At 67.2% G+C, this 23,921-nt stretch carries 19 protein-coding genes; 6 read left to right on the forward strand and 13 right to left on the reverse strand.

Features of this window, described 5'->3' with window-relative positions:
* Positions 1-2: 2 nt before the first annotated feature.
* Positions 3-599 carry a recombination mediator RecR gene (gene recR / locus BFL28_RS02470; RefSeq protein WP_069319068.1) on the reverse strand — a complete coding sequence of 199 codons (597 nt, stop codon included), beginning with the start codon at positions 597-599 and terminating at the stop codon, positions 3-5.
* 66 nt (positions 600-665) lie between these two features.
* On the opposite strand from recR, the gene fmt reads away from it, so the two are divergent.
* The gene (fmt, locus tag BFL28_RS02475) at positions 666-1,571 is read left to right on the forward strand and encodes a methionyl-tRNA formyltransferase (RefSeq protein ID WP_069319069.1); all 906 of its coding nucleotides are present in this window, start codon (positions 666-668) and stop codon (positions 1,569-1,571) included.
* Complete coding sequence (truA, locus tag BFL28_RS02480) at positions 1,568-2,305, forward strand: tRNA pseudouridine(38-40) synthase TruA (protein ID WP_069319070.1); 738 nt, start codon at positions 1,568-1,570, stop codon at positions 2,303-2,305. Before fmt ends, truA begins: the two co-directional genes overlap by 4 nt.
* A 135-nt stretch (positions 2,306-2,440) precedes the next feature.
* Here the strand turns inward: truA and BFL28_RS02485 are convergent, their stop codons facing one another.
* The 9 genes from BFL28_RS02485 to BFL28_RS02525 all read right to left on the reverse strand — a co-directional run bounded on the left by BFL28_RS02485 (position 2,441) and on the right by BFL28_RS02525 (position 12,943).
* Entirely contained in the window at positions 2,441-3,637 is a 1,197-nt protein-coding gene (locus BFL28_RS02485) for a class I SAM-dependent RNA methyltransferase (RefSeq protein WP_069319071.1), read from the reverse strand.
* Positions 3,634-5,028: an NAD(P)H-hydrate dehydratase gene (locus BFL28_RS02490; protein ID WP_069319072.1), complete on the reverse strand. Its 1,395-nt coding sequence runs from the start codon at positions 5,026-5,028 to the stop codon at positions 3,634-3,636. The genes BFL28_RS02485 and BFL28_RS02490 overlap by 4 nt, the downstream gene beginning before the upstream one ends.
* Positions 5,025-5,429 (reverse strand): hypothetical protein, encoded by a 405-nt coding sequence (locus BFL28_RS02495; protein ID WP_069319073.1) that lies wholly within the window; start codon positions 5,427-5,429, stop codon positions 5,025-5,027. The genes BFL28_RS02490 and BFL28_RS02495 overlap by 4 nt, the downstream gene beginning before the upstream one ends.
* On the reverse strand, positions 5,410-7,131 hold the full coding sequence (ilvD, locus tag BFL28_RS02500; protein ID WP_069319074.1) for a dihydroxy-acid dehydratase: 1,722 nt from the start codon (positions 7,129-7,131) through the stop codon (positions 5,410-5,412). The genes BFL28_RS02495 and ilvD overlap by 20 nt, the downstream gene beginning before the upstream one ends.
* Positions 7,132-7,138: 7 nt before the next feature.
* Positions 7,139-7,870: an N-formylglutamate amidohydrolase gene (locus BFL28_RS02505; RefSeq protein WP_069319075.1), complete on the reverse strand. Its 732-nt coding sequence runs from the start codon at positions 7,868-7,870 to the stop codon at positions 7,139-7,141.
* Entirely contained in the window at positions 7,867-8,595 is a 729-nt protein-coding gene (locus BFL28_RS02510; RefSeq protein ID WP_069319076.1) for an enoyl-CoA hydratase/isomerase family protein, read from the reverse strand. The genes BFL28_RS02505 and BFL28_RS02510 overlap by 4 nt, the downstream gene beginning before the upstream one ends.
* Before the next feature lie 184 nt (positions 8,596-8,779).
* Positions 8,780-9,607, reverse strand: a complete 828-nt coding sequence (locus BFL28_RS02515; protein WP_069319077.1) for a 4-(cytidine 5'-diphospho)-2-C-methyl-D-erythritol kinase — start codon at positions 9,605-9,607, stop codon at positions 8,780-8,782.
* Positions 9,607-11,019 carry a tetratricopeptide repeat protein gene (locus tag BFL28_RS02520; protein ID WP_069319078.1) on the reverse strand — a complete coding sequence of 471 codons (1,413 nt, stop codon included), beginning with the start codon at positions 11,017-11,019 and terminating at the stop codon, positions 9,607-9,609. The genes BFL28_RS02515 and BFL28_RS02520 overlap by 1 nt, the downstream gene beginning before the upstream one ends.
* Before the next feature lie 262 nt (positions 11,020-11,281).
* The gene (locus BFL28_RS02525; RefSeq protein WP_069319079.1) at positions 11,282-12,943 is read right to left on the reverse strand and encodes an electron transfer flavoprotein-ubiquinone oxidoreductase; all 1,662 of its coding nucleotides are present in this window, start codon (positions 12,941-12,943) and stop codon (positions 11,282-11,284) included.
* Positions 12,944-13,028: 85 nt separating this feature from the next.
* On the opposite strand from BFL28_RS02525, the gene BFL28_RS02530 reads away from it, so the two are divergent.
* Genes BFL28_RS02530 through moaB form a run of 3 tightly spaced genes read left to right on the forward strand, consistent with a single transcriptional unit; the run spans position 13,029 to position 16,083 of the window.
* A complete protein-coding gene (locus BFL28_RS02530) occupies positions 13,029-13,781 on the forward strand; it encodes a uracil-DNA glycosylase (protein ID WP_241527190.1) in 753 nt (250 codons plus the stop codon).
* A gap of 23 nt (positions 13,782-13,804) precedes the next feature.
* Entirely contained in the window at positions 13,805-15,550 is a 1,746-nt protein-coding gene (locus BFL28_RS02535) for a lytic transglycosylase domain-containing protein (protein ID WP_069319081.1), read from the forward strand.
* 5 nt (positions 15,551-15,555) lie between these two features.
* Positions 15,556-16,083: a molybdenum cofactor biosynthesis protein B gene (gene moaB, locus BFL28_RS02540; protein ID WP_069319082.1), complete on the forward strand. Its 528-nt coding sequence runs from the start codon at positions 15,556-15,558 to the stop codon at positions 16,081-16,083.
* Positions 16,084-16,197: 114 nt separating this feature from the next.
* Here the strand turns inward: moaB and BFL28_RS02545 are convergent, their stop codons facing one another.
* On the reverse strand, positions 16,198-17,406 hold the full coding sequence (locus tag BFL28_RS02545; protein ID WP_079246885.1) for an MFS transporter: 1,209 nt from the start codon (positions 17,404-17,406) through the stop codon (positions 16,198-16,200).
* 75 nt (positions 17,407-17,481) lie between these two features.
* Between BFL28_RS02545 and BFL28_RS02550 the strand changes: the two genes are divergently transcribed.
* A complete protein-coding gene (locus tag BFL28_RS02550; protein WP_069319083.1) occupies positions 17,482-18,555 on the forward strand; it encodes a PA0069 family radical SAM protein in 1,074 nt (357 codons plus the stop codon).
* A gap of 46 nt (positions 18,556-18,601) precedes the next feature.
* On the opposite strand, the gene BFL28_RS02555 is transcribed toward BFL28_RS02550, so the two are convergent.
* Both BFL28_RS02555 and dnaE read right to left on the reverse strand, forming a co-directional pair.
* The gene (locus BFL28_RS02555; RefSeq protein WP_069319084.1) at positions 18,602-20,197 is read right to left on the reverse strand and encodes a long-chain fatty acid--CoA ligase; all 1,596 of its coding nucleotides are present in this window, start codon (positions 20,195-20,197) and stop codon (positions 18,602-18,604) included.
* An 84-nt stretch (positions 20,198-20,281) separates the two neighbouring features.
* Positions 20,282-23,764: a DNA polymerase III subunit alpha gene (gene dnaE, locus BFL28_RS02560; protein ID WP_069319085.1), complete on the reverse strand. Its 3,483-nt coding sequence runs from the start codon at positions 23,762-23,764 to the stop codon at positions 20,282-20,284.
* Positions 23,765-23,921 lie beyond the last annotated feature (157 nt).

The following is a 23,921-nucleotide window of genomic DNA, read 5'->3' on the forward strand; positions in this document are numbered from 1 at the left end:
GCTCAGGCAACCGGGCGGCGGGCCCGCAACGCCTGGGCCAGCGTCCCTTCGTCCAGATAATCGAGTTCGCCCCCGACGGGCAGGCCGTGGGCAAGTTGCGTGACGCGGACCGGATAGGTCTCGATCCGCTCGGCAATGTAATGCGCGGTGGTCTGCCCCTCCAGGGTCGCGTTCATCGCCAGCACGACTTCATCCACCCCGCCCTGCGCGATGCGGGCGACGAGCGAATCGATCGTCAGATCCTCTGGCCGCACGCCATCGAGCGCGGAAAGCTTGCCGCCCAGCACATGGAAGCGGCCGGGGAAGAGCCGCGAGCGTTCGAGCGCCCAGAGGTCGGCAACTTCCTCGACCACGCAAAGCTGGCGCGTGTCGCGGCGCGGATCGGCGCAGATCGCGCATGGGTCCGACGTATCGACGTTGCCGCAGGTGGAGCAGGTGGCGAGCCGCTGACTGACTGCCGTCAGCGCGGCGAGCAGCGGGTCGAGCGCAGTCTCCCGCTTCTTGAGCAAGTGCAGCACCGCGCGCCGCGCCGAACGCGGGCCGAAACCGGGAAGGCGCGAAAGCGATTGCGTGAGAGTTTCGATCTCGGGTGAGGCCATGGAGCGGATGTAGGCAGGCCAGCGAAAGCTTTCACTAAAATAGTGATTGGCGTTAAGGGCGCCACCATGCGTGTAATCTTCATGGGTACGCCCGAATTCGCGGTGCCGACGCTGGATGCGCTGGTCGAAGCCGGGCACGACGTGGTGGCGGTGTACAGCCAGCCGCCCCGCGCCGGCGGCCGGCGCGGCAAGGCGCTGACTCCATCGCCCGTCCATGCCCGCGCGGCGGCGCTGGGCATCGAGGTGCGCACGCCCATATCGTTCCGGAAGGATGCAGATGCGGTGGCGGCGTTCGCGGCCCTGCAGGCCGATGTCGCGGTGGTCGCGGCATATAGCCTGATCCTGCCGGTCAGCGTGCTGGACGCGCCGCGCATGGGATGCATGAACGTCCACGCTTCGCTTCTGCCACGCTGGCGCGGGGCTGCGCCGATCCAGCGCGCGATCCTGGCCGGAGACGCGGAAACCGGCGTGGGCATCATGCAGATGGAGGCCGGGCTGGATACCGGACCCATGCGGCTTGAGGGCCGCACGCGCGTCGGCGGCAAGACGGCCGGCGAACTGACCAGCGAACTTGCGGCAATGGGCGCGCGGCTGATGGTCGACGTGCTCGCGGATGTGGATGCGCATGTCCCGGTGCCGCAGCCCGACGATGGCGTGACCTATGCCGCCAAGATCGACAAGGCGGAAACGCGGCTCGACTTTGCGCAGCCCGCAGATGCGGTGCTGCGGCAGGTGCTGGCGTTCAACCCGCCGGGCGCCTGGTTCGAGCTTGGCGGCGAGCGCATCCGCGTGCTGTCCGCCGAGCCGGTGGATACCAATAGCGCGGCCGGAACGATCATCGACGACGCGCTGACGATCGCCTGCCAGACGGGCGCGATTCGCCCGCTTTCCGTGCAACGCGCAGGGCGTGGCGTCATGACGTCAGTCCAATTGCTCAACGGCTTTGCGATGCCGGCGGGAACGCAGCTTTGACCCGATTTGCGCTGACCGTGGAATATGACGGGCGGCCCTTCATGGGCTGGCAGCATCAGGATCATGGGCCGAGCGTTCAGCAAGAGATCGAGGAGGCGCTGCACCGGATCACCCGCGAGGATGCGCTGGTCCATGCCGCCGGGCGCACCGACGCCGGTGTCCATGCCCTGGCGATGCGCGCCCACACCGAAATTGCAAAGGACATTGGCGCGTTCCGGTTGATGGAAGCGCTGAATTCGCATCTGCGCGCCGTGCCGGTCGCGATTCTGGCGTGCGAGGCCGTGGCGGACGATTGGCACGCCCGCTTTTCATGCGTGGCGCGGCATTATGTCTATCGCATCGCCAATCGCCGCGCGCCGCTGACGTTCGACAAGGGGCTGAAATGGCGCGTGCCGGCAGAGCTGGATGCCGCGGCGATGCACGAGGCGGCGCAGCTGCTGGTCGGGCTGCATGACTTCACGACCTTCCGATCGGTTCACTGCCAGTCGGCGAGTGCGATCAAGACGCTCGACCGGCTGGATGTCGAGCGCGACGGCGACGAGATCCGCGTCCATGCCTCGGCACGGTCGTTCCTGCACCATCAGGTGCGATCGATGGTCGGGTGCCTGCAGATGGTCGGGCGCGGGCAATGGACGGCGGATGATCTGGCGGATGCGCTGGCGGCGAAGGATCGCGCCGCGCTGGGGCTGAATGCGCCGCCGGATGGGCTGTATTTCGTCCGTGCGGATTATTGAAGAAATCGGATCGCAAAAAGACACGAAGGCACAAAGCGCTGTACGTGGCGGGTAAGGGTCGTATCGTCAGGCTTGAAGGCGCTGCGCGCAGTGCGCGCCGCGCCTTTGTGGCTTCGTGTCTTCGTGCGAGCAAATCTATCGGCTGAACTTCGCCGCGAGTTCGACATGGGTGGACCAGCGGAATTGACCGACGGGAAGCACCCAGTCGAGCCGATAGCCGCCCTTGCACAATGTCTCAGCATCGCGTGCGAAGGTGCTGGGATTACACGAGATATAGGCGATCGCCGGTGTGCTGGCGGCCGCAAGCTGTGCGACCTGCTCCTTGGCGCCGGCGCGGGGCGGGTCAAGGATCACGGCGTCGAACCGGTCGAGCTCGGCCGACATCAACGGGCGGCGGAACAGGTCGCGATGTTCGGTGAAGACCTGGCGTTGCGCGTTGGCCGCGGCAGCCTTGAGCGCCAGGATCGCCTCGCGCGCGCCCTCCCCGGCATAGACCTTCATCGCGGGCGGCATGGCGAGCGCAAAGGTACCAAGCCCTGCGAACAGATCGGCGACGATGCGGGCGTTACCGATCGCCTCCCGCGCCGCGCCGATCAGCGCTGCCTCCCCCTCCGGTGTCGCCTGCAGAAAGCTGGCCGGCGGCAACGGCACGGCGATGCCGCCGAACGTCACCGTTACAGGCTCCGGCTCCCAACGTGGCTCGGGGCCGAGGCCGTCGTCCACTGACAGCCGCGCGAGACCGTGGCGCTGCGCAAAGGCGGTGATCGCTTCGACCGCCTGCAGGCTATCGGTCACCAGTCCCTCGATCAGCACGTCCGGCCCCTGATCGCACAGAGTCAGGTGAACGTTGACGCGCCGGCTGGCCGGCAGGTGCACGGCAAGCAGGCCGCGCAGCGGCTGAAGCAACGCGAACAGCCGCGGGTCCAGGATTTCGCACTGCTGAAGGTCGATCAGCCGATGGCTTGCCTGTTCGGTGAAGCCGAGATGCACCTGCCGTCCACGCCGTTCGGCGTGAAGCGCGGCACGCCGGCGCGTGCGCGGCGGCGAAAGCGCCGGTGGGCGCAGGTCCGTCAACAAGCCATGCTGGGCGAGCGCGCCGGCAACCCGGGCCGTCAGGAAATCGGCATAGGCAGCGTCGTCGAGATGCTGAAGCTGACAGCCGCCGCATTCGGGAAAGTGACGGCATGGCGGTTCCTGATGGTGTGGCCCCGGCACGAGCGTGCCGTCGGCAAGCAACCGGTCGCCCGGCGCGGCGAGCGGGACGTGACGACCATCGGCCGCGATGCCGTCGCCGCGCGCTGCAACCTGAAGGATGAGACCCGATTCGTTCATCGGCTGGCCCCAAGCACGATCGGCAGCGCGGCGGCAAGCTCGTCGGCCAGGAACGGCCGGCCGATCTGCCGCGCGGCTTCACCGTGCAGCCACACGCCGGCTGCGGCGGCTTCAAACGGCGAGGCCTGGTTTTGAGCGAGCATCGCGCCAATCGCGCCGGCGAGCACGTCGCCGGTCCCGGCGACCGCCAGATCGAAGGGCGCGCCGCTCGCAACCTGTACGTGGCCGGATGGATCGGCGATCACCGTGTCCGCGCCCTTGAAGACGACGACGGCCGGGGCCTGTTCGGCGGCTTCCTGCGCCCGGACGATCTTGCTGGCAGACCCGTGGCCGAACAGCGCGCCGAACTCCCCGGCATGTGGGGTCAGAACGGTCGCGACCGCGCGATTGCGCAACTCTGCGCGATCGATCAGGTGCAGCGCGTCGCCATCGATCACCAGCGGATGGGAGCTGCCGAGCGCCGTCGCAAGCTTGGCCCGCGCATGATCGTCACGGCCAAGCCCGGGTCCCACGATCACGGCGCCGATCCGCGTATCCGCCAGCGCATCCGGGCTCCAGCGCCGCCGGACGATCGCATGCGGGGGATGCGGCAAGGCGCCGCTCAGCAGCACGACATAGCCCGCCCCCGCGCCATAGGCGGCACGCGCGGCAAGTTCAGCGGCGCCATGCATGGGACCGCCGATGATGGCGACGATCCCGCGGCTGTATTTATGCGAGCAATATTGCGGCTGCGCGATGCCAGGCGCGCCAAGGGTGCGGACGGAATGCACGGTTTCCGGCAGGCCAAGGTCGATGACGCGCACCGTGCCGCATTGCGCGGCCATCGGGTAAAGGACATGCGCCGGCTTGCGCGCGCCCAGCGCCAGCGTGATCCCGTAGCGCGGGACGGCGAGCGTGGCGCGGTCACCGCCATGATCGGCATCGGCGCCGCTCGGGACATCGACGGCGATCGCCAGCTGCGCTGCTTCGACCAGCCGTCGGAGCGACGAAGCCAAGTCGTGATCGAGCGGGCGTGTAAGCCCGGTGCCGAACAGCGCGTCGACGAGGATGGGTTCGGCGGGAAGGTCCGCGGTGAAAGGCTCGACCGGGCCGGTCCACCGGCCACGCGCCGCGATCGCCGCCGGTGTCCGTGGTTCTGCCAGCGCGGCGACTCGCACGCCGAGACCGCGCGCCGCCAGCAAGCGTGCCGCGAGATAGCCGTCGCCGCCATTATTGCCCGGGCCGCACAGGATCAGGACGGGCGCGCCGAACGCCAGCCGCTGTACCCAGTCGGCGATCCCCCGCCCCGCGCGTTCCATCAATTCCTCGACGCTCGCGCCGGCCGCGATGGCGGCTGCTTCCGCCGCGCGCATCTGCCCGGCGGTGAGGATCGGATCGCCCCGATCGTTCATCGCGCCGCGCCGGGTCGGATCGTCGCCGGGAGCCGATAGCGCGCTTCGTCGATCGCCACCTCGATCGCGTCCTGATCGATCACCCTGACCACGGCCTGCGCCGCGCCGTCGGCGGCAACGACGCCGCGACCATCGCCGGTGATGCGCAGGCGGTGGAAGCCGCCATCGGGGTGGCGGATGGTGAGGATCAGGCCGTCCTGCGTCTGGCTGCGGTCGATCGTGCAGGTGAGGTCGAAGGCCGTGCCGGCACCGAGCGCGCAGGGAATGCGCCCCTCGGCCAGCGCGCGCGCTTCCTCGCCCCGCTCGATCGCGACGGCTTCGGCCTTGGTCTCAATCTTCTGCTCACAGCCTGCAAGCAGCAGGGCCGCGAGCGCAAACCCCTTAAATATCCGCGTAGACATGCGTCTCAGACTTGGCCCCAGGATGCGTGACCGCTCCCTGATAGGCCGGGCCGACCGTCTGCGCAAAGCGCCACAGCGCGCCGGACTGATAGTCGTTGACGCGCGGCTGCCATTTGGCGCGGCGTTCGGTCAGCGTGGCTTCGTCGACAAGCAGGTCGATCGTGCCGGCTTCGGCATCGATGCGGATGGTGTCGCCGTCCTCGACCAGCGCGATCGGCCCACCCTCGGCGGCTTCCGGCCCAACATGGCCGATGCAGAAGCCCCGCGTCGCGCCCGAGAAGCGCCCGTCGGTGATCAGCGCGACCTGTTCGCCCATGCCAAGGCCATAGAGCGCGGCAGTGGTCGAGAGCATCTCGCGCATCCCGGGACCGCCCTTGGGTCCTTCGTAGCGGATCACGACGACCTCGCCGGGCTGGATCGCGCGCGCCTCGACCGCGGCGAAGGCGTCTTCCTCGCAGTCGAAGCAGCGCGCCGGCCCTTCGAACTGAAGCCGCGCCATGCCGGCGACCTTCACGATCGCGCCATTGGGGGCAAGGCTGCCGCGCAGACCGACGACGCCGCCGGTGGGCGTGATCGGCGACTTGACGTCGTAGATCACCTTCTGATCGGGGTTCCAGGTGACCTGGTCGATATTCTCGCCAAGCGTCTTGCCGGTGACGGTCATGCAATCGCCGTTGAGGAGGTCATTGGCGAGCAGCGTCTTCATCAGCATGTAGACGCCGCCGGCCTCGTACATGTCCTTTGCGACATACTTCCCGCCGGGTTTAAGATCGGCGATGTAAGGCGTTGATTTGAATATCTCGGCAACGTCGAACAGGTCGAAGTCGATGCCTGCTTCATTCGCCATGGCCGGCAGATGCAGCGCGCCGTTGGTCGAGCCGCCGGTCGCCGCGACGATGCGCGCGGCGTTGACGAAGGCGTCGCGCGTGCAGATGTCGCGCGGGCGGATGTTCTTTTCCAGCAGGTCCATGACCTGATAGCCGGCCGCGACGGCGATCTGCTCGCGGCTGGTATAGGGCGCCGGCACCATGTTGCTGTTAGGCAGGCTGAGCCCGATCGCTTCACCGACACAGGCCATGGTGTTGGCGGTATATTGCCCGCCGCACGCGCCGTGGCCGGGACATGCGACCTTTTCGAGCGCATGGACTTCGCTGATCGGGCAAGTGCCGGCGGCGAACTTGCCGACCACCTCGAACACATCGACCACGGTGACGTCGCGGTCCTGATACCGCCCGGGCAGGATCGAGCCGCCATAGACGAAGATCGACGGGATATTCAGGCGCAGCATCGCCATCATCATGCCGGGCAGTGACTTGTCGCAGCCGGCAAAGCCGACCAGCGCGTCATAGCAATGTCCGCGCACGCTGAGCTCGACCGAGTCGGCGATGACTTCGCGGCTGGCGAGCGAGGACTTCATGCCCTGGTGCCCCATGGCGATGCCGTCCGTCACCGTGATCGTATTGAAGCGGCGCGGCATGCCCCCATTGTCGATCACGCCCTTGCGCGCGGCATCGGCCTGCGCGTCGAGCGTGGTGTTGCAGGGAGCCGAGTCGTTGCCGGCGCTGGCGAGTGCGACGAACGGGCGCGCAATCTCCTCCTCCGACAAGCCCATGGCGTAGTAATAGCTGCGGTGCGGCGCCCGCTCGGGTCCGACGGAGACATGGCGGGACGGCAGGCGGGATTTGTCGAAACGGTCGGTCATGCGGAGCCTATGGCTCCCGCCCTGCCCCTTCCGCAAGGTGATCGCGCACGGATGATACTATCTGTGAACAAATTTCAGCCCAGTGCGCGACGCCGGCAGGGTTACCGATCAGGTCATTGCGGATTTCGATGCCGATATACGGGATGCCATTCGCCTCGGCATGGCGGTTCATCGTCGCGTTGAGGATGCGGCCGGAATAGGGTTCATTGTCGCCGGTGACCACGCCGGCGGCGGTAAAGGCAGCAATCGCCCGTCGCGCGGCTCGCGCATCGCGATTGTAGAGAATGCCGATCTCCCACGGCCGATCCGGCCCGTCATGGCGTTCGAGCCGCTGGGTGAAGCTGTGCACCGAGACGAGCAGCCTGGGGCGGCACGCGCGGATCGCGCTGGCGATCGCGGCATGATAGGGCGCGTGGAAGCGAGCGATGCGGTCGGTGCGATCGGCAGCCTGGTTGCCGGGAATTGCGTGGCCGTCGCTGACCAGCGGGATTAGCCCGGCGCTGTCAGGCTCACGGTTCAGGTCGATCACGAGGCGCGAAACGGTGGCGAGGATCGCGGGCGCATCGAGCAGCGTCGCCATTGCTTCACTGACGGCGCCGGCACCGATGTCGATGGCGATATGCTTGTTCAGCAGCATGGGATCGATGCCGAGGTCGATCCCGGCGGGAACGCCGTTCGATGCATGATCGCACAAGATCAGCAGATCGGCGGCGCCATCGATGCGATGGGGCATGGTCATCGATTGCCATCCAGGAAGGCGTTGAGGCGCGCGGCGAACTCGGGTGAGGCAAAGGAGTCGTCGAACGCCTGATCGTGTTGCGATGCGGCGGGATCGCGAAGGACCGCCTTGAGCGACCGCAGCGCGCCATCGGCGTTCCGAACGACACCTTCCGCCCAGGCAGTGGCGACCGCGAGCGCCTGTTCGGCCCGGCGATGGGCGAGGCCGATGCGCAGTGCGGCATCGGCGTCCACGGGACCGCCGCTGAACAGCATGAGCGAGGCTTGGCCCCGACCGACCCGGTCGATGAGTCGCGAGACGTCGGTGGCAGGATAGCTGAGCCCCAGCTTGGCCGGCGTCGTCGCGAAGACGGCGTCGTCGCCGGCGAAGACGATATCGCAGGCCAGCGTCAGGGCCACTGCAGCGCCGAAGCATGCGCCGTCCACCGCCGCGACGACGGGGACCGGCAGGGCCGCGACAGCCTCGATCCCCGCGCGCATGGCTTCGCGGAACCGCACCCGCATCCTGGGATCGTCGATCAACTGGCGAAACTCGCCAAGGTCGGCGCCGGCCGAGAAGATGCCGGGCATGGCGGAGCTGAGGATGACGAGCCGCGCATCGCTGCGCGCAATCTCGCCTGCGGCCTCGGCCAGCGCTTCCCAGCCAGCAATCGGAATCGCATTGCGAGCACTACCACGGTCGAGGACGAGATGCGCGACCTGGTCGCGCTGTTCCCAGTGGATCATGCCGGCCACCGCAGGTCGGGATGGCGCCCGCGCCCGCCTTGCGAGCGCGGGGGCCATCCGCGGACGTTTCGCTCCCGGCGCCTGGCCCGCACCGCCGCCGTCGCAAGATCGGGGCCAATCGGATTTCCCCAGCGCGCAGCCGAAGCGCGGAAGACTAGCCGTTCCAATGCGGCACATTCATGTGTCACAACAGCACCGTTTCGAGACACCACCAGTTAGGATGCGAGCGCCGGACAGCCGCCGCAGCGGCGGCGCGGTCATGCGCATCCGCGAAGAGCGCGAAGCAGGTCGCGCCCGAGCCGGACATGCGAGCCACCATGACGCCGGATCGCGAATTCAGCAGATCGAGCACGTCGCCGATGACCGGCGCAATTGCTTTGGCGGGCGCTTCGAGATCGTTGCGACCGTCGCGCGCGATGGTGAGCAGGTCACCATCGGGAAGTGGCCCGCGATCCTGGCCGTCCCAGCCGGCAAAGACCGGCGCAGTGGCGACGGCGACGCGGGGATTGACCAGCAGCACCGGCGTCCCGGCCGCGCCAGCGATGGGCGTCAGCGATTCACCCCGCCCCGACCCCAGCGCGGTGCGGCTGTACAGGCAGGCCGGCACGTCCGAGCCCAGGCGATCGGCGCAGTCGAACAGGCGGGGGTCATCGAGCGCGATGCCATGACGACGCGCCAGCAGCCGCAGCGTGGCCGCGGCATCGGCCGAGCCGCCGCCAAGACCGGAAGCGACCGGCAGGCATTTGGTCAGCGTGATGCCTCCCCCATGAGGGATGCCGAACGTCTCTGCAAACCGGGCGGCGGCGCGCGGGACGAGGTTGTCGCCATCGCCATCGAGCGCGCCGGCGAAGGGGCCGGCGATGGCGCACCCCGACGCGGTATCGTCCAGCGCGACCGTGTCACCATCGGCGACGAACGCGAACAGCGTCTCAAGCGAATGATAGCCGTCCTCCCGCCGCTGCCGCACATGCAGGGCGAGGTTGAGTTTGGCCGGCGCAGGTTCGGTGAAGATCAGGGTGCCGCCATCCGTTGCTGGTCGGTGAGATCGCGGGCAGCGACGCGGCGCTGTGCCCGCGCGCCGAGCCAGCGGCTCGTCTCGACGCCGTTACCGACTTTCGGCGAATTGCGCGTCAGGCCGTTAGCGAGCTTGCCGGCGATGCGCGCCTGCTGCTCCCCCTCGGCATGGAGCGCGGCGGCGCGCCAGGCATAGCGCGCCTCGAACCGGCGGCCTGCGGTCCAATAGGCATCGCCGAGATGTTCGTTGATCGTCGCACTGGCCGGATTGCCCTGTGCCGCGCGTTCCAGCAGCGGCAGCGCGCGGGCATTGTCGCCGGTACGGAAATAAGACCAGCCAAGCGAATCGGTAATCGAGGGATCGTCCGGGCGCAGCTTGCTGGCACGTTCGAGCAGTTGCCGTCCGGCGGCGACATCCTGTCCGCGATCGACCAGCGCATAGCCGAGATAATTGAGCGCGACCGGCTGATTGGGGCCGAGTTCGACCGCGCGGCGCAGGTGCGGCAGTGCCTGGTCCCACCGGCCGGCGCGTCCCGGCGCGCCGCCGAGCTGGAGGTGGATCGTCCAGTCGGGCGCGTCATCCCGCCGATCCAGCAGTTGCGCGTAGACAGTCGCGGCTTCCGCATCCCGCCCGGCTTCGACCAGCATGTCGGCATAAAGCTGTCGGTCGCCCGGTACCGCATCGGGCAGGGCCGCGCGGGCGGCGGCGCTGTCGAGCGCGACCTTTTCCTCGCCGCGCGCCTGGATCAGCCGGATTCGTTCGCCTTGCGCGGCGGCGTAAGCGGGGCTGCCAGATGGCACCGACGCCAGCGTGGCGAGCGCGCTGTCGATCGCGCCGTCGGCCTTCAGCGCCTCGGCAAGCAGCAGACGGGAACGATCGTCGGCGGGGTCGAGCAGCAATGTCGCGCGCATCAGGGCGATCGTCAGCGTCTCGGCATTCTGGCCCGCAAGGTCGCTGCCAAGCCGAGCGAACAGACGGCTGGCCCCGAACGCCGCGCCGAGCCTGACCTTGCGGATCCTGGTCTGAGCCGCGTCCTCACCCAGCAGGTCGCGGGCGGCGCTGCGCTGTCCCCGGGCCGCAAGCGCCATGGCGGCGGTGGTGCGCAGGTCCTGCGGTTCGCCATCCAGTGCCGCCTGCGCGCGGATTGCCGCCAGCCCCTCATCGGTGCGGCGCGTGGCGATCAGCAACAGGGCGCGATGTTCAACGATATAGCGGCGGGCCAGGCCATCGGTGCGTGCGGCGTCGAGCAGCGCCACCGGATCGCCGCCAGCGTCCGCCGCCATCCAGGCACGCACGATGGGCACCACGAAATCGAGCGGGCCGGCACCAAGCTTGCCCAGGGCATCGCCGGCCATGACGCGATTGCCGGTTCGCAGCGCTTCGGCAAGGTCGAGGATCGCAACGTCCATAGGGGCGACATCGGCACGTTTCAGCACCGCGGCCGCGCGGCGTGCCAGTACCAGATCGCCCGCGGCGAGCGCGTTGCGATAGGCGCGGATCGCTACGACGGGGTCGTCGGGCGATTGCGTCAGGACTGTACCATAGCCCGATGCCGCCGCGCTGACCGCGCCGTTCGCAGCCGCGGCGCGCGCGCGGACATAGGCACCAGCGTCCGCCCGCGCCGCGCCGGGCAGGCCGATCGCCAGGGCGGCGAGCGGCAGCAGCAGGCGCTTACATGTTGGGATAGTTCGGTCCCCCGCCGCCCTCCGGCACCACCCAGTTGATGTTCTGGGTCGGGTCCTTGATGTCGCAGGTCTTGCAGTGCACGCAGTTCTGCGCGTTGATCACGAATTTGGGATCGCCGGTATCTTCGCCCACAATCTCGTACACGCCGGCCGGACAATAGCGCTGCGCCGGCTCGTCATAGAGCGGCAGGTCGTATTCGACCGGAATGTCCGGGTCCGCCAGCGTCAGGTGGACCGGCTGATCCTCCTCGTGGTTCGTGTTCGACAGGAACACCGAGGAGAGGCGGTCGAAGGTCAGCACGCCGTCGGGCTTGGGATAGTCGATCGGCTTGACCATGTCCTTGCGCCACAGGCTTTCGTGATCGGGATGATGGCCCATGGTGAAGGGCATCTTGATGCCCCAGTTCTCGAGCCACATCGTGACGTTGGCGAGGCCCGATCCGACGAGATCTCCGAACTTCTTTACCAGCGGCACGACGTTGCGCACGATGCTGAGCTCGCGATGCATCCAGCTCGCCTCGAACGCCGCGGGATAAGCAGTCAGCTCGTCGCTGGTGCGATCGGCCTGAACTGCCTCGAATGCGGCTTCGGCGGCGAGCATGCCGCTCTTCATCGCCGTATGCGTGCCCTTGATGCGCGGCACGTTGAGGAAGCCGGCGCTGTCGCCGATCAGCACGCCGCCCGGGAAGGTCAGCTTCGGGATCGACTGCAGCCCGCCGTCGCTGATCGCGCGCGCGCCATAGCTGATGCGCTTGCCGCCCCTCAGGATCTCGGCGATCGCCGGATGGGTCTTCCAGCGCTGCATTTCCTGGAACGGCGAGAGATAGGGGTTGGTGTAGTTGAGCCAGGTGACGAAGCCCAAGGCGACCTGACCGTTGGCCTGGTGATAGAGGAAGCCGCCGCCGTTCGACCCTTCGGTCTCATTGAGCGGCCAGCCCTGGGTATGGATCACGCGGCCGGGCTGATGTTGTGCCGGATCTATGTCCCACAGTTCCTTGATGCCAAGGCCGTAGACTTGCGGCTCGACGCCCTGGCACAGGCCGAACTGGCGCTGGACCTGCTTGGACAGATGTCCGCGGACGCCTTCGCCGAAGAAGGTGTAGCGCGCGTGGAGTTCGAGGCCGGGCTGATAGTCGGGCTTGCGCGTGCCGTCGCGCGCGACGCCCATGTCGCCGGTTGCGACGCCCTTTACCGAGCCATCGTCGTTATAGAGGATTTCGGCGGCGGCGAAGCCCGGGAATATCTCGACCCCCAGCCCCTCGGCCTGTTCGGCGAGCCAGCGGCACAGGCTGCCGAGGCTGCCGGTATAGGTGCCCTTGTTGTGCATGAAGCCGGGCGTGATGAAGTGGGGGACGCCGATCTTGCCCTGCTTCGTCAGCATCCAGTGCTGGTTGTCGGTGACCGGCACCTGCGCCAGCGGGCAACCCATGTCGCGCCACTCGGGCAGCAATTCGTCGAGCGCCTTGGGATCGATGACCGCACCCGAGAGGATGTGCGCGCCGACTTCCGAACCCTTTTCGAGGATGCAGACGCTGATCTCCCCGCCCTTTTCGGCGGCAAGCTGCTTGAGACGGATCGCGGCAGACAGCCCGGCCGGGCCGGCGCCGACGATCACGACGTCATAGGGCATCGAGTCGCGTTCGCTCACTTTTCTTCTCCTCCGGGCTTCTGTCGCACGTGGCGCGCGCCCTGTCCGCATCCCGATGAAAGCAGATTGACGCCGGCGTCAAGGCATGACTCTTAGAGCCATGGGTATCGAGGGGGTGACAGACTGGCGCGAAGCCATGGTCAGCGCGCTGGCATGGTGGGACGAGGTCGGGGTCGACACGCTGGTCGATGAAGCGCCGCGCGACTGGACCGCGCGCGAGACGTCCCTGCCCGCCAAGGGCGAGGCCCCGGCCCCGGTGGCGCCAAGCGAACCTGAAGCGATCCCCCTGCCCGCGACGCTTGAGGCGTTCGTCGACTGGCGGTTCGGCGGCGATGCGCCCGAGGCGGCGTGGGGCGAACCGATCGTGCATGCGATGGGTGACCCTGCTTCGCCGCTGATGATCCTGACCGACATGCCCGAGGCCGGCGATTGCGACCTTGGCACATTGCTGACCGGCGATGCCGGGCGACTGTTCGACCGGATGCTCGCGGCCATCGGGCAGACCCGCGCTTCGGTCTATATCGCGGCGCTGTGCATCGCGCGGCCGGTCACCGCGCAGGTCCCGCGCGAACTGGAACAGCGGCTGGGCGAACTTGCGCTGCATCATGTCGCGCTGGCCGCGCCCAAGCGGCTGCTGCTGCTCGGACAGACGGTGAGCCGTTCGCTACTCGGGTCGAATGCGGGCGCGGGGCGTGGTCGTTTACAGCCCATTAACTATCAGGGTGGACAATCGGAGGTGGTTGCGACCTTCCACCCGCGGTTTCTGTTGAACAAGCCTGCGGTGAAGGCCGACGCCTGGAAAGACCTGCAGTTGCTTATCGGGGGGCAGAACCAGTGAAAGCTCGACTTCTTCTCGCCGCAATGGCGATCATCGCACCGCTTGCCGCGCAAGCCGAGGATCGCGGCACCGACCGCGCGACGCAGCGCGAGGCCGGCGACGGCGTTCCCGCGCAGCTCGATGAGATGCAGCGCGCCGGCTATCGCACCGTCTTCACGGCCATACGCGAAAGCCGCTGGACCGACGCGCAGATCGCGCTCGACTCGATCAAGCCGGGACCGCTTCACGCCATCGCCCGCGCCGAACTTTACCTGGCCAAGGGTTCGCCCAAGGTCGAGCTTCCGCAGATCATGGCCTTGCTGGCCGAAGCGCCCGAGCTGCCGCAAGGCGAGCAGCTGGCGCGCCTTGCCAAGCTGCGCGGGGCGACCGAGCTGCCCATGCTGCCTTCGACCCAGCGGCTGATCTGGCACGAAGCGCCGGCGGTGCGCACGCGTGCCAAGTCGATCCGATCCGATGCGGCCTCGGCGCAGATCGCAACCGAAATGCAGCCGCTGATCAAGGCCGACGATGCCCCCACCGCTGAAGCACTGGTCGAAGCGAAGGCCGGCGAACTGACGCCCGAGGCGCTGACCGAATGGCGGCAGAAGGTCGCCTGGATGTACTATACGCTTGGCCGCGACGCCGATGCCCGCCGCGTTGCCGCGCTTGCTCAGGCCGGCAGCGGCGAGTTCGCGCCGCTGGCCGACTGGGTGCAGGGGCTGGCGGCGTTCCGGCAGAAGGATTGCGCCGGCGCGCAGAACGCCTTTGCCGCCGTTGCGCAGCGCGCCAGCGATACCGAGAAGCGTTCGGCCGGACTGTACTGGGCATCGCGCGCCGACATGGCGTGCGGCCGCCCCGACCTGGTCGGCCAGCGGCTGAAGATCGCGGCCCAGCATGGCGAGACCTTCTATGGGTTGCTCGCCCGGCAGGCGCTGGGGATCAAGGAAATGCCGAGCAAGGCCGAGAAGTTCGTCCATGCCGACTGGCGTGCGTTGGAGCGTCGCCCCAATGTCCGGGTTGCCGCCGCGCTGGTAGAGATTGGCGAAGACGACCTTGCCGCCGCGGTCATCCGGCAGCAGGCGAAGATCGGCGATGCCGGCGAGCATGCGTCGCTCACTCGCCTGTCGGGCCGGCTGGGGCTGCCGGGGACGCAGCTGTGGCTCACGCACAACTGCCCGCAGGGCGCGCGTCCGATCAGCGAGGCGCGGTATCCTACCCCCGACTGGACGCCGGACCGCGGCTGGCGCGTCGACAAGAGCCTGGTCTTTGCCCACACGCTCCAGGAATCGCGCTTCAACCCCACCGTTCAAAGCCCCGCCGGCGCCTATGGGCTGATGCAGATCATGCCTGCCGCCGCGACCGACATCGGGCGCAAGCAAGGCCGGGTGATCGCCCGGACCGACCTCTCGCGTCCATCGGTCAACATGGAGGTCGGGCAAAGCTATATCGAGCAGCTGCGCGACCAGCCGTTCACCAGCGGCCTGCTGCCCAAGGTGATCGCGGCCTATAATGCCGGGCCGACGCCGGTCAGCAACTGGAATTACCAGATCCGGGACAATGGCGACCCGCTGCTGTACATCGAGAGCATCCCCTATTGGGAGACGCGCGGTTACGTCATGACGGTGCTGCGCAACTACTGGATGTACGAGAAGAAGGACGGGCGCGACAGTTCGAGCCGCGCGGCGCTGAGCCAAGGCCTGTGGCCCAAGGTGCCGGGCACGAGCGGCGGGACGGCGGTGCGGATGCAAGCGTCGGTCGCCGGGATGACGAGCACCGTGCGTGCCAACTGACGCTTATGCCAATTGACGAAGCCGCCGCGTTCCGCCCGGTGCGGATTGCGGTGCTCACCATATCGGACACGCGATCCTTCGCGGACGATCGCTCGGGCGACACGCTGGTCGGTCGGCTGATGTCGGCCGGTCACGAGCTGGCCGATCGCGCGATCGTGCCGGATGACCCCGAGCTGATCATGGGCAAGCTTCACGCCTGGATCGACGACCCGCTGGTCGACTGCATCATCACCACCGGCGGCACCGGCGTGACCGGGCGCGACGTCACGCCCGAGGCGCTGGAGCGCGTGGCGGACAAGATGATCCCCGGCTTTGGCGAGCTGTTCCGCTGGCTGAGCTATGCCAAGATCGGCACCTCCACCATCCAGTCGCGCGCAACCGCCTGTGTCGCGCGCGGGACCTATATTTTTGCCCTGCCCGGGTCGACCGGCGCGGTGAAGGACGGGTGGGACGACATTCTGGCGCACCAGCTCGACAGCCGCTTTCGGCCGTGCAACTTGGTCGAGCTGATGCCGCGACTGATGGAGCGCTGACGCTTCAGCCGCACCATTGCAGGGCAACGTTAAGCAGCACGTCGGGGCCGACACGCTGCCATAGCCACCAGCCCGCACCCAGCACCGCGACAAGTGCGATGATGCCGACTGCCTTCATGCCGGTTGCAGCCGCGCCACCGGCGCTTCGCGGATCGGCAGATGAACCAGCGCCGCGAACAGTCCGAGCGCGACCGACGCGGTCCAGATGCTGTCGTAGCTGCCGGTGAGGTCGAACATCAGCCCGGCGCTCCACGCGCCGAAGAAGCTGCCGACCTGATGGCTGAGGAACACGATGCCGTAGAGCATCGAGAGGTAACGGATGCCGAAGATGCCGCCGATCAGACCGCTCGTCAGCGGGACGGTGCCAAGCCACAGGAATCCCATCGCCCCGGCAAAGGCGAGCGCCGTCACTGGCGTCAGCGGCAGGGCGAGGAAAGCCAGCATGACCGCACTTCGCGCGGCGTAGAGCCCGGCAAGCAGCCCCTTCTTGCTCCACCGATCGCCCATGATGCCGAAGAACCACGAGCCGGCGATGTTGAACAGTCCGACCAGCGCCAGCGCATTGGCGCCAGTCGCGAGGCTCAGCCCCTTGTCGGTCAGATAGGCCGGAAAGTGCGTGCCGATGAACGCGATATGGAATCCGCAGACGAAGAAGCCGGCGTTGAGCAGCCAGAAGCTGCGTTCGCCGGAGGCTTCCCGCAGCGCGTCGCGCACGCTTTGGTCGCGCCCGGATTCCGCCGGTAGCTGCGGCCGCCCTGCAACGCCGAGCGACAGGATCACCATGACCGAAATCAGTCCGGCAAGCCCGATCAGCGCCATCCGCCAGCCAAGTTCGGCAATCATCAGCTGTCCACCCGGAACCACCAGGAACTGGCCAAGCGACCCCCCGGCAGTGACAAGCCCGAACGCCAGGCTGCGCCGTTCCGGCGGCACCACCCGGCCGACGGCGCCCAGCACGGTGACAAAGGTGCAGGCCGACATGGCAAGCCCGACGAGCACGCCGAACGAGAGATAAAGGCCCAGGGCTCCGCTCGCCAGCGACGCGCCGACAAGACCGAGCGCATAAACGACCGCACCCGCCACGACGAGCCGCCCGGCACCATATTTGTCCCCCAGTGCGCCGGTGATCGGCTGAAGCAAGCCGAACAGCAGGTTCTGCAGCGCCAGCGCCAGGCCGAAATCGCTGCGGCCGATGCCCAGCCCCATGCTCATGTCGGGCAGGAACAACCCGAACGCCTGCCGCACGCCCATCGAGATCGTGACGATCGCGGCGGCGCAGAAGATGACGATCGAGGGGCGACGCATGGCCATGATCGGTTCCATGCGCCCGCCATGGCGGCTTGTCACCCCCGGGGCATATGTTCTTGTATTGTTCCTGTCCGGCGCTACGCTGGGCGCATGGCGAAGACTCGTCCGGTGCGCGGCGCCACGCTCAATTGCGAAAGCAGCCGCTTCAACCTGCTGCAACGCGAAGCGGAGGGGGACTGGCTCGATGCGCGGACAGTGATCGACGGCGAGCTGCCTGCGGTGCGGACGAGTGTTACGGTGGAGAAGCCGCGAACGATCATCGCTCGCAACAACTCGCCCGACATTGCCTTCGATCGTTCGGTGAACCCCTATCGCGGGTGCGAACATGGCTGCATCTACTGCTTCGCGCGGCCGAGCCATGCCTATCATGACCTGTCGCCAGGACTGGACTTCGAAACCAAGCTGTTCGCCAAGCCCGACGCCCCCGCCCTGCTGCGCGAGGCGTTGGGCAAGCGCGGCTATGTCTGCCAGCCGATCGCGTTCGGGACGAACACCGACCCATATCAGCCGATCGAGGCGACGTGGCGGATCACGCGTGGGTGCATCGAGGTGCTGGCCGCTTGCGACCATCCGATCACCATGACAACCAAGTCGAACCGCGTGGTGCGCGACATCGACCTGCTGGCACCGATGGCGGCGCGGGGGCTTGCGGCGGTGATGATCTCGATCACCTCGCTCGACCCGAAGATCGCGGGCACGGTCGAGCCGCGCGCGCCGCACCCGGAGCGGCGGTTGGAGGCGGTGGCGAAGCTGCGCGCTGCGGGGATCCCGACCTATGTCTCGCTCTCACCGGTCATCCCGCAGATCACCGATCACGAGATGGAACATATCATGGAACGCGCGGCGGAGGCGGGCGCGCTCGGCTGCTTCTTCCTGCCGGTGCGCCTGCCGCATGAAGTCGCGCCACTGTTTCGCGCCTGGCTGGACACGCACTTCCCCGATCGCGCGGCCAAGGTGATGGCGACGATCCAGTCGATCCGCGGCGGTCGCGACAATGACCCCAACTTCCATACCAGGATGAAGGGACAAGGGCCGTGGGCCGACCTGTTGCGCACGCGGTTCAAGATCGCGGCGAGACGCCATGGGCTCGATCGGCCCTATATCGCGCTGCGGCGCGACCTGTTCCGACCGCCCGCGGGAGCGCAAGGCGAGCTGTTCGGCTAAGGCGGTCGTCGCAATGGCAGTGCTACACGCGGTGCGCGCGTTTCACTCAAGCCGGGGCGAAGCGAAAATCCTTGAACTGTTCGCGCAGCGCCGTCTTGAGCAGCTTGCCCGTCGCGGTGTGCGGCAGGGAATCGACGAACACGATCTCGTCCGGCAGCCACCATTTGGCGACCTGAGTCGCCAGATGCGCGCGGATCTGGTCCGGGGTGACGTCACTGTCGGGCTTGCGGACGACGACCAGCAGCGGACGCTCGTCCCATTTGGGGTGCGCGATACCGATCGCCGCCGCCTCGGCAACGCCGGCACATCCCACCGCCGCATTTTCAAGATCAACCGAACTGATCCATTCGCCGCCCGACTTGATGACGTCCTTCGCGCGGTCGGTAATCTGCATAACGCCATCGGGATGCAGCGCGGCGACGTCGCCCGTGTCGAAAAAGCCGTCGTCGGTCAGGCAGGGCCCCGCCTCGTCCTTGAAATATTGTTTGATGACCCATGGCCCCCTGACCTGCAGGCGGCCCGAGCTTTGGCCATCGCGGGGCAGGACGCGGCCTTCATCGTCGACCGTCCGCATCTCGACACCGAAGGGCGAGCGGCCCTGATACACGGTGCGATCAACCTTCTGATCGAAGGACAGCTCGTCCCAGTTCCAGCTGGGGGCACCGGCCGTCCCCATCGGCGATGTTTCAGTCATCCCCCAGGCATGGTTGACGCGCGCACCCATCTTCATGATCCGCTCGATCATCGATCGCGGCGCGGCCGAGCCGCCGATCGTCACCAGTTTCAGATGCTGCGGCGCCTCGCCGGTCGCGTCGATATGTTGGAACATGGCGAGCCAGACGGTCGGCACGCCAGCGGTATGCGTCACCTTCTCACGGTTCATCAGCTCGCACAGCACCTTGCCGTCGTAGCTCGCCGAGAAGACGAGCTTCAGGCCGACCATCGGCGAGGCGAACGGCATGCCCCAGCCGACCGCGTGGAACATCGGCACGATCGGGAGCGACACGGCCTTGCCGGAAAGTTCGAACACGTCCGGCTGGATGATGCCGAACGCATGCAGCAGCGACGAGCGATGGGTGTACAGCACCCCCTTCGGATTGCCGGTGGTGCCCGAGGTGTAGCAGAGCATGCAGGGTTCACGCTCGTCACCTTCGACCCAGGCATAATCGCCATCCTCGCGGCCGATCACGGCCTCGAAGCTGTCTTCACCCTCCCCGTCATAGACAATGTAATGCTCGATGCTGGTCCAGTGCGGCTTCAGCCGATCGACAATGGGCTGGAACAGCTTGTCATAGATGAGGACGCGGTCTTCGGCATGGTTGGCGATGTAGACGAGCTGGTCGTCGAACAGACGCGGGTTGATGGTGTGGACGATGCCGCCCAAGCCGATCGTGCCGTACCAGGTGACAAGATGGCGGCTGTGATTCATCGCCAGCGTCGCCACGCGATCGCCCCGCTTGAGCCCCATCCGCTCCAATGCCTGGGCAAGCTTGCGCGCGTCGCGGGCGACCTCGGCCCAATTGGTCCGCGTCTCGCTCCCATCAGCCCAGCGGCTGACGATTTCCCGGCTGCCATGTTCGCGCTCGGCATGTTCGACGACCCGGGGTACCCGAAGCTCGAAATCCTGCATCGCGCCAAGCATCGCACTCTCCTGTAACCGCACGGGTTTCCGTAGCCGGAAACCATCCTGCGGGTTCGAGGCGCGCGATGCAAGAGGCGGCCAGCGTCAGCTGGCGAGCGCGAGCCTGGGTTGTTCGGTGGGCTTGAGATCGGCGCTGGCGACACCCGGCACGCCCTCGATCCGCGTGGCAATCTCGCCATCCAGGCGGAAGTTGCGGCCAAGCACCAACTCGGCCTCGCCACCGCCAGGCAGCGGTGCATCGACGATCACCTCACACCGCCCGCCGCGCGCGTCGCCAAGCAGGCTTGCCACCTGCGCCAGCGCCGAGGGTTCGCTGATCGAGAGGCGCAAGGTCAGGCGCACGTCCTTTGCCATCCCCTCGAAAGGCTGCACCTTACGCACCGTGACGCGCGGCGTGTCCTCACCGGGACGGCGATCGAGTTCGATGGTCAGGATGCCGCAACCGCCAACGCGAGCAGCCTCCTCCATCTCCTTTGCCGTGAACTCCTCGAAACAGGTGCAGGGCACCATGCCGCTCGAGTCAGAGAGCGTCGCCATCATGTAACGCTTGCCGCGCGCCGAGGTGCGCCAGCGCGCATCCTCGATCAACGCGGCGATGGTCGCGCCGGCGCGCCCGCCCTCGGCGATCTGGATTTCACCGAGCGTGGCGATCGCGCGCGCCGAATGCAGCTTGGCAAGGTGCTGGTAGCGATCGAGCGGGTGCGCGGAGAAGAAGAAGCCAAAGCTGTCCTTCTCCGCCTCGATCCGCTGGCCCAGCGTCCATTGCGCGCTCTTGGGCAGCTGGATGGCACTGCCGACCGGCTCGGCATCGCCGAACAGGCCGCCCTGCCCGCTCGTGCGGTTGGCATGGGTGCGCTGCGCGACGGCCAGGATCGTCTCGGCGGCAGCGTATACGCCGGCGCGATTGGGCGCGACGCTGTCGAACGCCCCGGCACCGGCCAGCGCCTCGACCTGCCGCTTGTTCAGCATGCGCGGATCGACGCGGTGCGCGAAGTCGTCCAGGTTCTGGAAGCGACCCTTGGCGGTTCGCTCGTCGACGATCTCTTCCATCGCCTTTTCGCCGACCCCCTTAAGGCCAGCGAGCGCGTAGCGGACGGCGAACCCGTCATCGACCGCTTCGACCGAGAACTCGGCTTCGCTGGCGTTGATGTCGGGCGGCAGGCAGGCGACGCCCAGCCGCTTCATATCGTCGACAAAGACGGCGAGCTTTTCGGTCTGGCCGAGTTCGAAGCACATCGACGCGGCGAAGAATTCGTGCGGGTAGTGCGCCTTGAACCAGGCGGTATGATAGGCGAGCAGCGCATAGGCGGCGGCGTGCGACTTGTTGAAGCCATAGCCGGCAAACTTGTCGATCAAGTCGAACAACTCGTTGGCTTTCGCCTCCGAAATGCCGTTCACCTTCGCGCAGCCCTCCACGAACAGCGCGCGCTGCGCGTCCATCTCGGCCTTGATCTTCTTGCCCATCGCGCGGCGCAGCAAGTCCGCGCCACCGAGCGAATAGCCGGCCAGGATCTGCGCGGCCTGCATCACCTGTTCCTGATAGACGAAGATGCCGTAGGTTTCCTTCAGGATGCCTTCGAGCAGCGGGTGCGGATATTCGATCGGCTCCTGCCCCTGCTTGCGTCGACCGAACATCGGGATGTTGTCCATCGGGCCAGGGCGGTAGAGCGAGACGAGCGCGATGATGTCGCCGAAATTCGTCGGGCGCACCGCGGTCAGTGTGCGGCGCATCCCTTCGGATTCCAGCTGAAACACGCCCACCGTGTCGCCGCGCTGGAGGAGTTCGTAGACCGCCGGATCGTCCCAGCCGAGCGCACCCAGATCGATATCGATGTTGCGCGCGGACAGAAGCTCGACCGCCTTTTGCAGCACCGACAGCGTCTTGAGGCCGAGGAAGTCGAACTTCACCAGCCCGGCACCCTCGACATATTTCATGTCGAACTGGGTGACCGGCATGTCCGAGCGCGGGTCGCGATAGAGCGGCACCAACTGCGCCAGCGGACGGTCGCCGATCACCACGCCCGCCGCGTGGGTGGACGAGTGGCGCGGCAGCCCCTCTAGCCGCATGGCAAGGTCGATCAGGTAGCGGACGCCGTCGTCACTGTCATATTCGGCCTTGAACTCGCTGACGCCGTTCAGCGAGCGCGGCAGGGTCCAGGGGTCGGTCGGATGGTTCGGGACGAGCTTGGCGAGCCGATCGACCTGGCCATAGCTCATCTGGAGCACGCGCCCCGTGTCCTTCAGCACGGCGCGCGCCTTCATCGTTCCGAAGGTGATGATCTGCGCCACCTGATCGCGCCCGTATTTCTGCTGGACGTAGCGGATCACCTCGCCGCGCCGCGTTTCGCAGAAGTCGATGTCGAAGTCGGGCATCGACACGCGTTCGGGATTGAGGAAGCGCTCGAACAGCAGCCCCAGCGCCAACGGGTCCAGATCGGTGATGGTGAGCGCCCAGGCGACCACGCTGCCAGCGCCCGATCCGCGCCCCGGTCCCACGGGGATGCCGTTCGCCTTGGCCCATTTGATGAAGTCGGCGACGATCAGGAAGTAGCCAGGAAACCCCATTTGGACGATGATGTCGGTTTCGAACGTCAGCCGGTCGAAATATTCCTGGCGTTTTTCGGGGTCGGTGATGCCGGCATAGGCAAGCCGATCCTCCAACCCCGCCCGGGCATCCTCACGCAGCTGCCGCGCCTCACCCTCGATATCGCCGGCGAGACTGGGCAGGATCGGCTTGCGCTTCGGCGCGGCAAAGGCGCAACGCTGCGCGACGACGAGCGTGTTGTCGATCGCCTCGGGCAGGTCGTCGAACAACCGCTTCATCTCGGTCGCGGACTTCACCCAAGCGTCGGGCGAGGAGCGCGGCCGATCGTCACTGGCGACATAGGCGGAGTTTGCAATGCACAGCATCGCGTCATGCGCTTCGTGGAAGGTCGGTTCGGCATAGCAGGCCGGATTGGTCGCCACGATCGGCAGGTTGCGCTCATAGGCAAGGTCGAGCAGCCTGGGCTCGGCCGCGCCCTCCACCGGATCAAGGCGCCGAACGATTTCGATATAGAGCCGCCCATCGAACAGGCGTTGCAGCCGGTCGGCATAGCTGGAAGCAGCGCCGTCCTGCTCCTCCGCGAAGAGCCTTGCCAGCGCGCCCTCACGGCCTGCGGTGAGCGCAATCACGCCCTCGGTACGGCCTTCCAGATCCTCGAACCGGACATGCGCGTCCTTTTCGATGGGCCGATCGAGATGCGCCCGCGAAACAAGATCGCATAGATTGTTGTAGCCGGTTTCGTCCTGCGCGAAGAGGGCGAGCCAATCCAGCGGCGGCTCGACGCCATCAGGCATGTCGGGGCGCTGAACGCACAGCAGCGTGCCGATGACCGGCTGAACCCCCGCCTTCTTCGCCGCGTCGGAATAAGACATGGCGGCATAGAGCCCATTGCGGTCGCACAGGCCCGCGGCAGGAAAGCCGAGTTCGCGCGCGCGCGCGGCGATCGCCTTGGGCTCGATCGCCCCTTCGAGCATGGTGTAGGCGGAGAAGATGCGGAGGGGCACGAAGCCGGAATGGGGCATGGCGCGACTATAGGTTCGCCGGTGCGCGGGGGTCAAAGCGGCTTGGCGCGTTTTCCACAGCAAAGTGCGCAGAACGAGTGCAATGCAGTGATCTCGGCGAAAACCGGGATTTCAGGCGATCGCAGGGAGGAGCCGCACGAGATGCCGGCTTTCGCCG

This window comes from Sphingomonas turrisvirgatae (assembly GCF_001721295.1).
Classification (GTDB): Bacteria; Pseudomonadota; Alphaproteobacteria; order Sphingomonadales; family Sphingomonadaceae; genus Sphingomonas; species Sphingomonas turrisvirgatae.

Excerpts from the sequence above, each read along its gene's own strand:
- BFL28_RS02485 (WP_069319071.1), bottom strand. The coding sequence starts at position 3,637 with ATGAACGAATCGGGTCTCATCCTTCAGGTTGCAGCGCGCGGCGACGGC.
- BFL28_RS02545 (WP_079246885.1), bottom strand. The coding sequence starts at position 17,406 with ATGGAACCGATCATGGCCATGCGTCGCCCCTCGATCGTCATCTTCTGC.
- BFL28_RS02530 (WP_241527190.1), top strand. The coding sequence starts at position 13,029 with ATGACTCTTAGAGCCATGGGTATCGAGGGGGTGACAGACTGGCGCGAA.
- BFL28_RS02555 (WP_069319084.1), bottom strand. The coding sequence starts at position 20,197 with ATGCTTGGCGCGATGCAGGATTTCGAGCTTCGGGTACCCCGGGTCGTC.
- recR (WP_069319068.1), bottom strand. The coding sequence starts at position 599 with ATGGCCTCACCCGAGATCGAAACTCTCACGCAATCGCTTTCGCGCCTT.
- BFL28_RS02520 (WP_069319078.1), bottom strand. The coding sequence starts at position 11,019 with ATGGACGTTGCGATCCTCGACCTTGCCGAAGCGCTGCGAACCGGCAAT.
- moaB (WP_069319082.1), top strand. The coding sequence starts at position 15,556 with ATGCCAATTGACGAAGCCGCCGCGTTCCGCCCGGTGCGGATTGCGGTG.
- BFL28_RS02510 (WP_069319076.1), bottom strand. The coding sequence starts at position 8,595 with ATGATCCACTGGGAACAGCGCGACCAGGTCGCGCATCTCGTCCTCGAC.
- BFL28_RS02490 (WP_069319072.1), bottom strand. The coding sequence starts at position 5,028 with ATGAACGATCGGGGCGATCCGATCCTCACCGCCGGGCAGATGCGCGCG.
- fmt (WP_069319069.1), top strand. The coding sequence starts at position 666 with ATGCGTGTAATCTTCATGGGTACGCCCGAATTCGCGGTGCCGACGCTG.
- BFL28_RS02505 (WP_069319075.1), bottom strand. The coding sequence starts at position 7,870 with ATGACCATGCCCCATCGCATCGATGGCGCCGCCGATCTGCTGATCTTG.
- BFL28_RS02550 (WP_069319083.1), top strand. The coding sequence starts at position 17,482 with ATGGCGAAGACTCGTCCGGTGCGCGGCGCCACGCTCAATTGCGAAAGC.
- BFL28_RS02495 (WP_069319073.1), bottom strand. The coding sequence starts at position 5,429 with ATGTCTACGCGGATATTTAAGGGGTTTGCGCTCGCGGCCCTGCTGCTT.
- BFL28_RS02535 (WP_069319081.1), top strand. The coding sequence starts at position 13,805 with ATGGCGATCATCGCACCGCTTGCCGCGCAAGCCGAGGATCGCGGCACC.
- dnaE (WP_069319085.1), bottom strand. The coding sequence starts at position 23,764 with ATGCCCCATTCCGGCTTCGTGCCCCTCCGCATCTTCTCCGCCTACACC.
- ilvD (WP_069319074.1), bottom strand. The coding sequence starts at position 7,131 with ATGACCGACCGTTTCGACAAATCCCGCCTGCCGTCCCGCCATGTCTCC.